Source organism: Sneathiella sp., assembly GCF_041689005.1.
Classification (GTDB): Bacteria; Pseudomonadota; Alphaproteobacteria; order Sneathiellales; family Sneathiellaceae; genus Sneathiella.
This window is the reverse complement of the sequence record NZ_JBDNHC010000148.1, coordinates 1-11,324: the sequence shown is the minus strand read 5'-3', so window position 1 is coordinate 11,324 and position 11,324 is coordinate 1. Positions and strand designations below refer to the sequence as shown.

General features: G+C 51.7%; 8 protein-coding genes and 3 pseudogenes. 6 read left to right on the top strand and 5 right to left on the bottom strand.

The window, feature by feature from the left end:
- Both ACESNI_RS16795 and ACESNI_RS16790 read right to left on the bottom strand, forming a co-directional pair.
- Positions 1-171 (bottom strand): annotated as a pseudogene (locus ACESNI_RS16795) (lipid-transfer protein); the annotation flags it as partial.
- A 32-nt stretch (positions 172-203) separates the two neighbouring features.
- Positions 204-1,763 carry a long-chain-fatty-acid--CoA ligase gene (locus ACESNI_RS16790; protein ID WP_373089104.1) on the bottom strand — a complete coding sequence of 520 codons (1,560 nt, stop codon included), beginning with the start codon at positions 1,761-1,763 and terminating at the stop codon, positions 204-206.
- A gap of 233 nt (positions 1,764-1,996) precedes the next feature.
- Here ACESNI_RS16790 and ACESNI_RS16785 point away from each other — a divergent pair, with 233 nt between their 5' ends.
- Complete coding sequence (locus tag ACESNI_RS16785) at positions 1,997-2,590, top strand: TetR/AcrR family transcriptional regulator (protein ID WP_373089102.1); 594 nt, start codon at positions 1,997-1,999, stop codon at positions 2,588-2,590.
- A gap of 126 nt (positions 2,591-2,716) precedes the next feature.
- Here the strand turns inward: ACESNI_RS16785 and ACESNI_RS16780 are convergent.
- Positions 2,717-3,099, bottom strand: a pseudogene (locus tag ACESNI_RS16780) (DDE-type integrase/transposase/recombinase).
- Between the two features lie 153 nt (positions 3,100-3,252).
- Between ACESNI_RS16780 and cydD the strand changes: the two are divergent.
- The 5 genes from cydD to cydX all read left to right on the top strand — a co-directional run bounded on the left by cydD (position 3,253) and on the right by cydX (position 9,679).
- Entirely contained in the window at positions 3,253-4,920 is a 1,668-nt protein-coding gene (cydD, locus tag ACESNI_RS16775) for a thiol reductant ABC exporter subunit CydD (protein ID WP_373089100.1), read from the top strand.
- Positions 4,917-6,587: a thiol reductant ABC exporter subunit CydC gene (gene cydC, locus ACESNI_RS16770; RefSeq protein WP_373089098.1), complete on the top strand. Its 1,671-nt coding sequence runs from the start codon at positions 4,917-4,919 to the stop codon at positions 6,585-6,587. Before cydD ends, cydC begins: the two co-directional genes overlap by 4 nt.
- A gap of 165 nt (positions 6,588-6,752) precedes the next feature.
- Positions 6,753-8,363, top strand: a complete 1,611-nt coding sequence (locus tag ACESNI_RS16765; RefSeq protein ID WP_373089096.1) for a cytochrome ubiquinol oxidase subunit I — start codon at positions 6,753-6,755, stop codon at positions 8,361-8,363.
- Positions 8,364-8,368: 5 nt separating this feature from the next.
- Positions 8,369-9,532: a cytochrome d ubiquinol oxidase subunit II gene (gene cydB, locus ACESNI_RS16760; protein WP_373089094.1), complete on the top strand. Its 1,164-nt coding sequence runs from the start codon at positions 8,369-8,371 to the stop codon at positions 9,530-9,532.
- A 15-nt stretch (positions 9,533-9,547) separates the two neighbouring features.
- Positions 9,548-9,679: a cytochrome bd-I oxidase subunit CydX gene (cydX, locus tag ACESNI_RS16755; protein ID WP_373089092.1), complete on the top strand. Its 132-nt coding sequence runs from the start codon at positions 9,548-9,550 to the stop codon at positions 9,677-9,679.
- Between the two features lie 85 nt (positions 9,680-9,764).
- On the opposite strand, the pseudogene ACESNI_RS16750 reads toward cydX, so the two are convergent.
- Both ACESNI_RS16750 and ACESNI_RS16745 read right to left on the bottom strand, forming a co-directional pair.
- A pseudogene (locus ACESNI_RS16750) lies at positions 9,765-10,387 on the bottom strand (IS6 family transposase).
- 168 nt (positions 10,388-10,555) lie between these two features.
- Positions 10,556-11,324: enoyl-CoA hydratase/isomerase family protein (locus tag ACESNI_RS16745; protein ID WP_373089090.1), on the bottom strand; the 769-nt coding region annotated here is incomplete at its 5' end.

Here is an 11,324-nt window from a genome sequence, read left to right as displayed (position 1 = left end):
GTCGCCATAGACATAACCGGCATAGGCTTGCTGAATTTTGTCATACCCAATACCCGCGTCCGCGAGAGCCATATTTATCGCTTTGGCACCCATAACCGGATAGGGTTCGTTCTGTCCGGGTTTTACGAACGGTGTCATTCCAACGCCCGCGACGACAATTTTTTTACCCATGATTTTCTCTTTCCCAATTAATTCAGAAACACCTAATTGACATTACGTTCCTTGCCTTCCCAGTAGGGTGCCCGTAAATCCTTTTTGAGCACTTTACCGGCCGCCGACAGGGGCATGGGTTCGACACGGAATTCGATACTGCGAGGGCATTTGTATCCGGCAATCAGATTGTGACAATGCTTGATGATATCGTCTTCCGCCGTGCGGACATCTGGCTTGAGAATAACAATGGAATGCACACTCTCTCCCCATATTTCGCTGGGAATGCCGATTGTTACACATTCAGCGACCGCGGGATGCTGAGTGACCGCCTGCTCGACCTCAGCGGAATAAACATTTTCGCCGCCGGAAACGATCATATCCTTCAGCCGGTCCGCAATGTACAGAAACCCGTCGTCGTCGAGATACCCGCCATCGCCAGTATACACCCAGCCATCTTTAAAGGATTCGGCTGTTTGCTCGGGCTTGTTCCAGTAACCAAGCATTGTGATTGGGCCTTTCACCACAATATGGCCGACTGTGCCCGAGGACACTTCCTTGCCGTCTTCATCAACAACCTTTAGCTCGCATGTACTCACGGCTTTGCCACAAGAACGGAGTCTGCCGGCGTTAGGTCCTTCCGTCGTGTGGTATTCCGGCGCAAGTATTGTGGCAACGGGGCTCAGTTCCGTTTGTCCATAGGCCTGGACAAATTTCGTCGTTGGAAGTTTGGTCATTGCCTCGACAAGCACTGCCTCACTGATCGCAGAGGCTCCATACATAATTGTTGTTAGAGATGTCGTGTCATATTTATGAAAATCCGGATTCTGAATCAGCATCTGGATCATAGTCGGCACCAGCAAGACATGGGTAGGCCTGTGGTCCTGCATAACTTTCAGAGTTGCAGCTGGCGTAAAACTGGGGATCATAATATGTGTACCGCCAGCAAATGTGGCTGCAAAGGATGCCGCCCCATCCGCGAGATGAAACATGGGAGCCGCGTGCAAATAGCGGACGCCGTCGGGCATGCAAAACTCACGGCAATTTGATAGATTACTGATGTAAAGGCTCCGATGCGACAGCATCACACCTTTGGGGAAACCGGTCGTACCTCCCGTATAATAGATACCGGCCAGATCTTCTCCGCCCCGACCTGCATCCTCAACGGGCTCCGCCGCGTCAACGATATCGCCATAATTCAGCATGCCTGCCGGTGTTTCTCCTTCGCCTGAAAAAATCAGGGTTTTCAGAGTGCTGGATTTTTCCTGTATCGCTGGAATTATGGCCGCATAATTTTCATCAACAAGCATGATTTCAGTACCGGAATCATCAATTGAATAGGCATTTTCAGTTGGAGACCACCTCAGATTCATCGGGACAATAACGCCACCGCCCCACAGTACACCAAATACATATTCCAGATACCGGTCGGAGTTGAGGGAAAGCATGGCGACCCGATCCCCGGGTTTCATTCCAGTCTTTTGTAATGCGCCTGCCAGCTTAGCAGTACGTGTCACAAACTCCGACCAGCTTTGTTGACGATCCTTATATATCGTTGCCATTGCGTTCGGGTTGGCTTGTGCGGCTCTTCTGATAGCCGATGTAAGCTGCATGATTTTATCTCCCGTAAAACCCTCGCCAAGTCTTCAAACAATTTCGAATTGCAATCATTTCTGAGCTTTGCATATCGTATTTTTTGGAAATGTAACCCACTGGTGGGTTACATGTCAATTAAGATGGTTTATACTACATAAACTTTACAGTTCGCATATTCGGGTCAGGTTGTTTAGCGGACGTCTAGATATGTTCAAAAGGCAGGACAATGGCATCAAATGTATGGAGTGAAATGACATTAAATCGGGATGACACCCGAGAGCAAAAGCGCATGGCGGTTTTGCGTACTGGCGCTAGACTGTTCAATGAGCATGGTTTTGACCGGACATCCCTGGATGATATCGCATCTGAGCTCAATGTTTCCAAGCGGACCCTTTATTATTATGTCAAGAATAAAGATGACATTCTTTTCGAGTGCAATCGATTAGCTTTCGAATTTATGGAAGAAACCATGGTTACGAGCCAGAACAACGATCTATCGCCTTTGGAGCGCATAGCAATGGTCATGCGAAGCTATATGGACCTGTTATCCAATGAATTCGGGGCCTGCCTGGCTCTCTCAAAAGATAATATTTTGTCTGAAGAGAGCCGCAAAACCTTGCGAAACGGGCGCCGGAAACTTGATCGGGTCGTACGTGAATTGATCGAGCAAGGTGTCGCCGACGGGACAATCGCCCCGTGCGAGCCAAAACTTGCCACAGCCGCCCTTTTTGGCGCATTCAATTGGGTTCCGCAATGGCAGACAAACGGAAATCGCGAAACTTATTCGGAAATCGCAAATGGCTTTCTTGATATTTTTCTTGATGGCCTTCGCACACGAGAGTGATGTAGAAATCCGCATAGCTTATAGGAATGTGCGAAATTGCGGGACTCTTCATCTTACTTGAATGGTGCCGTCAGACGACTGCGCCCTCGTCTCTGTTTGGCGCAGAACGGCACAAACGTACCACTATTATGCCGCACTAAGTTGCTGCCGCTCGATCAGTGCGGTATTTCTTTGAAGCTTGAATTCTTCTCGGTTGGTTAGGTGGCGTTCATTGTTGAAGTGATTGTGGATTGATGAGTGGATTGAGACGAATTTTTGCAAGCTTTGCAAGCGCCTGAATTTCAGCATCGCCTGCTCTCTTCGCCGGAACGGGCGATGGGAGTTCTCACAGCGATTGTTCAACCAACGGACGGCATGTTGTGCTGTTTCATGACAGATGTCGATGCCGCGCTCATGAAAAAGGTCTTCGACATTTCGTAGAGGAAGCGGAAACCTGACATACATCATCATAGCCAGGCGGATGACCTAGGTGAGGTTTTGAAATAGCGAAATGGATTCTTGTTTTTCATTCCCAGATTTTATGGAATTGCCAAGATACGGTCAAAAGACCAGTTTTCCCCTGACAGTGCCTTTTTGCCGCACCAGCATTCTCACAAAAATCAGCGACGAAAAATTTATAACAGTAAGATATATTTCCAAACCTATTTTTTCGGACCAACGATTTGAAATCTGCAGAGACCAAACCAGAGATTGATAAACACACACTGAAGCAGATGATCGCGCCCATTGGCAAGAGGATACGCGCTGCCTCCGCTCTTGGTGTCGCATCTTCGAGCATCTGGCCGCTTCAGGCCGCTGTTGTCGCCTCGGCCATCGCCGGTTTGCTGCCGGGGCAAAGCGGCGGCCTGGGGACGTTTATATCCGTGGCGATTTTCTCTGCGTTGGGTCTCCTCCGCGCCGGGCTTACCTATTTTGCGGAGGGCCAGACATTTAAGGCTGGCCTGCAGGCCGTTACCAGTATTCGGCGGGAAATCGTCGAGCGGGAAATGCAGACTATCGATACCACATCTGCCGCGTCCACCGCCGCTCTGGCCACTGAAAAACTCGATATGCTGGTACCCTATATTATCCATTACGCCCCGGCGCACGCGCGGGTCATAGTGCTTCCGCTCATTCTGCTGGCGATCACATTCTGGTTTTCATGGGCCGCCGGAATTGTGCTTTTAATCACGGGGCCTTTGATCCCGGTTTTTATGGCGCTGGTTGGAATGGCTGCAAAAGAAGCCAGCCAACGCCAGATGGAAGATATTGGCACGCTCAATAATGTTTTGATTGAACGGCTATCCGCGCTTACGGATATCAAACTACTTGATGCCAGTACGGCGGTCATTGCCGAATTTTCCGATGGGGCCGATAGGCTCCGAGAAAAAACAATGCGTGTCCTGAGGATTGCGTTTCTCTCCTCCACCGTGCTTGAACTTTTTTCTGCCATCGGGGTTGCCATGATGGCTGTATATGTTGGCTTTGAGCTGTTGGGTATGATTGAGTTTGGCACTTACGTCGAACCACTAAGCCCCGCTGCCGGAATTTTTCTTTTACTGCTGGCGCCCGATTTCTATCAGCCCATGCGGGATTTTTCAGCGGCCTGGCATGACAAGGCATCCGCGCTTGCCGTTGCAGGCGAGCTTGCCAAATGGCGCGCAGAAACACCGCAGAAGCTTCTGGGTCAAGGCGCGAATGTCGAGCCGCTCTCCGGCGCCCCTCACATCAAGTTGCAAGGGCTTGTGGTAAACACTGGATCAACCGAAATCCGCTATTCCGATATTAAAATCGTTCAGGGGGAAAGCGTTGCGTTAATGGGGCCATCTGGCGTCGGAAAAACGACCCTGCTCAAACTTTTGGCCGGCTTGTTATCGCCCGATGAAGGTAAAATTACCGTTTCTGGCCAACCCCTGAACGATGAAACGGCGGACGCCTGGCGCGCGCGCATGGGATGGATGCCGCAAGTGCCTCATTTCCTGAATATGAACCTGGCAGAAAATATAAGTCTTGGACAGTCTGGCGATCTAAATGCCGCCACGCGCGCAGCGGCGATTGACGATGTTATTGCGGCGCTGCCCGGCGGATTGCAGACGCATCTGGGCGAAACCGGTGGCGGCCTGTCAGGGGGGGAAGCCCGGCGGATTACGTTGGCCCGAGCGCTTTTTGCCATGCCGGATATCTTACTGGTTGATGAACCAACTGCGGATCTTGACGAAGGGACAGCCAAGCAGGTGATGGCCGGCCTGGCTCTGCTCATAAACCGCGGCTGCACCTTGATTGTTGCTACCCATGATCCGGTACTTGCGGCAATGATGGATCGGACGGTTCTGATCGGCGGCGCTTCATGAACGCCTTGTGGAAAATTTTTCGGCTGGTTTTAAAGGAACAGAAAACAGCCATTTTACGCGGAGCCGTGTTAAGCTTGGTGGTGCTGCTAGCCGGTATCGCCCTGCTCAGTCTGTCAGGGTGGTTCATAACCGCTGCGGCCGCCGCAGGATTAATCGGAATGGGCGCTGTTTTTGATGTATTTAGCGCTGCGGCCACGGTGCGATTTCTGGCCCTCGGGCGCACCGCAGCCCGTTATGGCGAACGAGTTTTGACCCACGATGCGACTTTGCGCGCACTCACTACATTGCGGACAAAGCTTTTATCCACCACCGCTAATGCGACCCATGATCAGCTGATGCGTCTGCGCGCGCCGCAAGCGCTCAACCGGCTTATGGCAGATGTAGACGCCCTTGATGGTGTCATTTTACGCCTGATTTTGCCCCTTGCCGCAGGCGTTCTCGCGCAGTTGATCACCTTTGGCGTTCTTTGGTGGCTGGTTGATCTCAGGGTCGCTCTTTGGATGGTGTCCGGCTTTCTGGTCGGATCCGCCATTATACTGATTTGGACAGCCCGAGCCGCCACCCAGCCCTCGTCCCAAGAAGAAGCAGTCGCGCAAAGTTTTCGATCACATTTCATTGATTTGATGAGAGCTCGCGCTGATTTAGCCGTTTATGGGCAGTTGTTGCGGCAGGGAAAAGACACGCTTGATATTGATGCTAACCGGCAAAGGCATCAATCGCATCTGGATCGAATTGAACGGCGATCCGGGTTTGCACTGTCACTCATGGGAACAATCATTTCAGCCGGTGTGCTGGTAATTGGCATGACACTTACAGAAACTGGCGACCTTACACCCGCGCTGGCAGCAATCGGCTTTTTTGCGTCATTAGCCTTGATGGAAACGGTGGGGCCACTTCGAAGAGCGATGGCTGAACTTGGCCGTATGCTGGTAGCGGCTGAACGTGTTGATGAAAGCCTTGCGCCTCCGCCATTAAGGGCGCACTGCAGCGATTACGGCGAAACCGCCGAGCTGCACATCGCGAACCTGTCTTTTCGCCGTTCTGATGCAAAACGGCCAGTACTCAGCGACATTTCACTGACGATCCCCTCCGGAGAGAGCGTTGCTCTCACGGGGGCCAGCGGATCTGGTAAAACGACATTACTCCTTCTTGTCGCTCGGCTTTTAAACCCCTCGAGCGGAAATATTCTGATCGGATCTGTCCCCCTTTCAAACTGGGATGAGTCCAAATTGCGCAGCAGCATGACTTTAGTGCCCCAACGCAGCATCTTAATGTCCGGCAGTATCCGAACGGCATTGCATCTTGCCGACCCCACGGCCACTGATGAAGATTTATGGCGTGTCCTTGAGGCAGTTTCGCTCGCCTCAGTTATCAAGCCCAAAAATGGGCTGGACTTTAACTTAGGGGCGATGGGGAGTGGTTTGTCTGGCGGCGAAACCCGGCGGCTTGTTTTGGCGCGCGCTATTTTGCGGCGACCTAAGCTGCTACTCCTTGATGAACCTACGGAAGGTCTGGACGCTGATCTGGCCCTGCTGGTTCTTCAAGGAATTCGATCCTATCTTCCAGATGCGACAATCCTGATGGCGTCCCATCGTGACGTTGAGAAAAACTGGACTGATTATTCTATCGACATCGATAAGCTTGCGGTTACAGCCCTGACAAACTAAATCTCCAAAAATAATGTCATTATTTGTCCAAAATGATAACTTTTAAGGCATTCCTTTTGACCACAATCAAGTCAGCCCATTTGGCTTAGCGCTATAGGTGTATTTCTATTTATGTATTGTGCGGGGCCGGGCTGATTTCCCGCCTCCCCTTGAAGGAGTATACCAATGGAATTTGGGATCGTCGAACTATCAAGGCTGCAGTTCGCGTTGACGGTCATGTACCATTTTCTCTTTGTTCCGCTGACCTTGGGTTTGTCAATCCTCGTTGCGATCATGGAGACCGTCTACGTAATAACCAATCGCCCAATCTGGCGGCAGATGACGAAGTTTTGGGGGACATTATTCGGCATTAACTTTGTCCTTGGTGTCGCAACTGGCATTACCATGGAATTCCAGTTCGGGATGAACTGGAGTTATTACAGCCATTATGTCGGTGATATTTTTGGTGCCCCCTTGGCGATTGAAGGCTTGATGGCATTCTTTCTTGAAGCCACCTTTGTCGGTTTATTCTTTTTCGGATGGGACAAGCTGAGCAAGGTCGGCCATCTGGTTGTCGCTTGGCTCGTTGCCATTGGCTCTAATTTTTCTGCCCTGTGGATCCTGATTGCCAATGGCTGGATGCAAAACCCAGTCGGCGCCGAATTCAACCCCATGACAATGCGTATGGAAATGACGGACTTTTTTCAGGTGCTGTTTAATGAGGTCGCGCAGGCCAAATTCGTGCACACTGTATCTGCCGGTTATGTTACAGCCGCGGTTTTTGTTCTGGGTGTATCCGCGTGGTATCTGCTGCGCGGCCGCCATATCGAAATGGCCCGGCGATCCATCACTGTCGCGGCCGCATTTGGCCTTGCATCTGCATTTTCTGTTGTTTTGCTGGGGGACGAGTCCGGCTATAACACCACCCATAGTCAGAAGATGAAACTTGCCGCCATGGAAGGCATGTGGGAGACCGAGCCCGCACCTGCCGCCTTCACCGTATTTGGCATTCCCGATCAAGAAGCCCGCAAAACCCATTATGCCATTCATATCCCGATTGCGATGGGGTTAATCGGGACCCGGTCCCTCACAACGCCAATTCCAGGTATCGCGCAGCTTGTTGATCAGGCCGAAACCCGGATTAAATCCGGTATCATTGCCTATGATGCGCTGATGCATATTCGCAAAAACCGGGATGACTCTAATCCACTGGAAGTGAAAAGATTTGAGACACATTCCGCTGATCTTGGCTTCGCATTTTTGTTGAAAAAATATCTGGATGATCCAAGACAGGCAACGCCGGAACAAGTCCAGCAGGCGGCCAATGATACGGTGCCGACCGTCTGGCCCTTGTTCTGGACGTTCCGCATTATGGTGGCACTTGGTTTTGCCTTCATAGCGACAATGATTTATTTTTTCTATCGCGCCTCATTCAAGGGCATGCGATTCCCTCGCCCTGCGCTGCATCTTGCCGTTTGGATGATACCCGCCCCCTGGATCGCGGCGGAGCTGGGATGGTTTGTTGCTGAATTTGGGCGGCAACCCTGGACCGTGGACGGCATTCTGCCAACGGCCATGTCAGTGTCTGCGTTATCGATGACAGAGGTCACGCTGACCCTGATTGCGTATATTGTCTTCTATACAGTCCTTTTCGTGGTCGAGATGGGACTGATGCTCAAGTATATCCGTAAAGGCCCATTCCAGGATGTCGAGGAAACCGATGCCTGGGTTAAAAGACACAATGAACGGCTGACCGGGCGGCGAAATGCCGACTCCCTCGCCCAGCCGGCGGAGTAAGCCCCATGATTTTGCATACCTTAATCGACTACGAAATCCTGCGCGTAATCTGGTGGGGGCTTTTGGGCGTCCTTCTGATCGGCTTTGCCGTCACGGATGGTTTTGACATGGGGGTTGGCGCGCTTTTACCTTTCGTTGCAAAAACGGATATTGAGCGCCGCGTGGCGATCAACACCGTGGGGCCTGTCTGGGAAGGCAATCAGGTTTGGTTCATTCTGGGCGGCGGCGCAATCTTTGCTGCCTGGCCGCCTCTCTATGCAGTCTCTTTCTCGGGCTTCTATTTGGCCATGTTTGTCATCCTTGCAGCTTTTATTGTCCGCCCAGTTGCCTTCAAGTATCGCTCAAAACGTGAGGATGCCCGATGGCGCACCACTTGGGACTGGGCGCTATTTGCCAGCGGAGCCATACCGGCGCTGTTGTTTGGTGTCGCTGTTGGCAACGTCATCCAGGGCGTACCCTTTCACTTTACAGAGGACCTACATTCGATATACGAAGGGGCCTGGTACATGAAGTTCATTGGCCTTCTTGACCCATTTTCGATCCTCGCAGGCGTGGTGTCTCTTTCCATGCTGGTCATGCATGGCGGGGCATGGCTCACATTGAAAGCCGACGGCAATGTGCGTTATCGCGCACGCCGGATAGGCTCTGTTGCAGCCCTTATCGCACTTTTGTCCTATGCGTTGGCCGGAGTTTGGATGGCCTTTGGCATCGAAGGATATCAAATCATTGGCGATTATGTGACAAATGGTCCCTCCAATCCCTTGCATTTCGACGTAGCAAAAACAGCAAGCTGGCTTACAGCCTATTCTGATCGTCCCTGGATCGCGATTGCGCCCCTAATGGGTTTTGTGGGTGGGCTACTCACCTTTGTTGGGCTGCGCGCAGGCCGCGAGGTGTCCACGCTTCTATTTTCTAAAATGTCAATCCTTGGCGTGATCTCGTCGGTCGGTCTTACGATGTTTCCCTTTATCATGCCGTCCTCATCAGACCCTCAATCATCACTCACTGTTTGGAATAGTTCATCCTCGCATATGACCCTGTTCGTCATGCTAGTGGCGACCGTAATCTTCATGCCGATGATCCTTGCCTATACAGCCTGGGTCTACAAGGTCCTATGGGGCAAGGTCACTGAGGCTGATGTCACGGATAATTCGAATTCCCTATACTGATCTGGAGGATCCAAAATGTGGTATTTTGCTTGGATACTGGGCCTACCGCTGGCAGCACTCTTTGCGGTTGTCAATGCCATGTGGCTAGAAATGAAAGAAGATGAGCGCCGCATTGCGGAAGGCGCCCACCACAAAGACCTGATGTAACGGCGCTGTCAGACGAATGCGAGCACGTCTCTATATGGTGTAAATTGGCGATAAGGTGCCACTATTATGCCGCAGTACGGTGCTGTCACGTGGTCGGTGCGGCATTTCTCTGAAGCTTGAATGTTTCTCGGCTTGTTAGGTGGCGTTCATGGTTGAAATGGTTATGGAATGATGCGTAAATTGAGACGAATTACTGTAAACTTCGCAGGCGCCTGAATTTCAGCATCGCCCGCTCTCTTCGTCGGGACGGGAGATGGGGGTTCTCACAGCGAGTGTTCAACCAACGTCCAGTTTCCTGAATCTTTTCATTTCCAATCAAATTCATTGCGGCACGATACGACCCTAACCTGTCTGTGACAATGACACGGGGTTTCCCAGACCGTTTCATTGTTTTTTTGAGGAATTTCAACGTAGCATTACGATTTCGCCGCTTGGAAACAAAGGCTTCCAGCACTTCGCCCTCGTGGTCGACGGCTCGCCACAGGAAATGTGTTTGCCATTGATCTTTACGAAGACCTCATCGAGATGCCATTTCCAATTGGAATAATTCGGGGAAAGGTGAAGTTGTTTCTTCCGGATCTCGTGCGCAAACAGAGGGCCAAATCTATTCCACCAATAGCGGACTGTTTCATGGCAAATGTCGATGCCGCGCTCATGAAGCAAATCTTCAACATTTCGAAGTGAAAGGGGAAATCGGACATACATCATCACCGCCAAGCGGATGACTTCCGGCGAGGTTTTGAAATAGCGAAACGGGTTCTTATTTTTTATTCCAGGATTCTAAGGAGTTTCTAAGATATGGTCAAAGCCCGATTTTCCTCTGACAGTGCCCCTGCCCCTCATGGGGACAGAGGATATATCAGAAAACTCGGTCACCTAAATCGGGCAGTCTTTACGGAAAACTGGTTTGCGTTTTTCACGGTGCGAGGCAACGCCCTCTTTCACATCTTCCCCCATGAAGCCCAGCATCTCCAGCGCCGTTGACGCATCAAAGATTGGGCCCGCCTGACGCAGCCAGTTATTGAGGGAATATTTGGTCCAGCGGATCGCACTCTGGGCGCCATTGGCAAGATCGGTGGCAATCCCAAGGGCGATTTCCTGCAATTCGTCGTCTTCGACGCACAGGGAAACGAGACCGATCCGTTCGGCTTCCTCGCCGGTTACCGGCTTGCAGGTAAGCAGGTAATATTTCGCCTTGGCCATGCCGCAGAGAAGCGGCCAGATGATCGCGGCGACGTCCCCGGCGGCGACGCCAAGACGCGGATGTCCATCCACGATCCGCGCGCGCTTGCCCGCGATGGAAATGTCAGCAAGGATGCCGACAACCAGCCCGGCACCGGCAGCCGGGCCGTTGATGGCCGAGATAATCGGCTTATTGCAGTTGATGATGTTATAGACGAGGTCCTTGGCTTCCTTCCAGGTCTTCATAATCTCATCCATATTGCCGGTCATTTTCTCGATCAGCCCGAAATCCCCGCCCGCAGAGAAGGCCTTGCCGGCGCCCGTGACGATCACCGCGTTGATATCCGGATCACGATCAATATCGCGCCAGATATCGGTCATCTGGGTGTGCGTTTCAGCGTCCACGGAATTGAACGTTTCAGGATTGCTAAACGTGATACGCAGGACACGGTCGGCCGGATAG

Excerpts from the sequence above, each read along its gene's own strand:
- cydB (WP_373089094.1), top strand. The coding sequence starts at position 8,369 with ATGATTTTGCATACCTTAATCGACTACGAAATCCTGCGCGTAATCTGG.
- cydC (WP_373089098.1), top strand. The coding sequence starts at position 4,917 with ATGAACGCCTTGTGGAAAATTTTTCGGCTGGTTTTAAAGGAACAGAAA.
- ACESNI_RS16790 (WP_373089104.1), bottom strand. The coding sequence starts at position 1,763 with ATGCAGCTTACATCGGCTATCAGAAGAGCCGCACAAGCCAACCCGAAC.
- ACESNI_RS16765 (WP_373089096.1), top strand. The coding sequence starts at position 6,753 with ATGGAATTTGGGATCGTCGAACTATCAAGGCTGCAGTTCGCGTTGACG.
- ACESNI_RS16785 (WP_373089102.1), top strand. The coding sequence starts at position 1,997 with ATGACATTAAATCGGGATGACACCCGAGAGCAAAAGCGCATGGCGGTT.
- cydX (WP_373089092.1), top strand. The coding sequence starts at position 9,548 with ATGTGGTATTTTGCTTGGATACTGGGCCTACCGCTGGCAGCACTCTTT.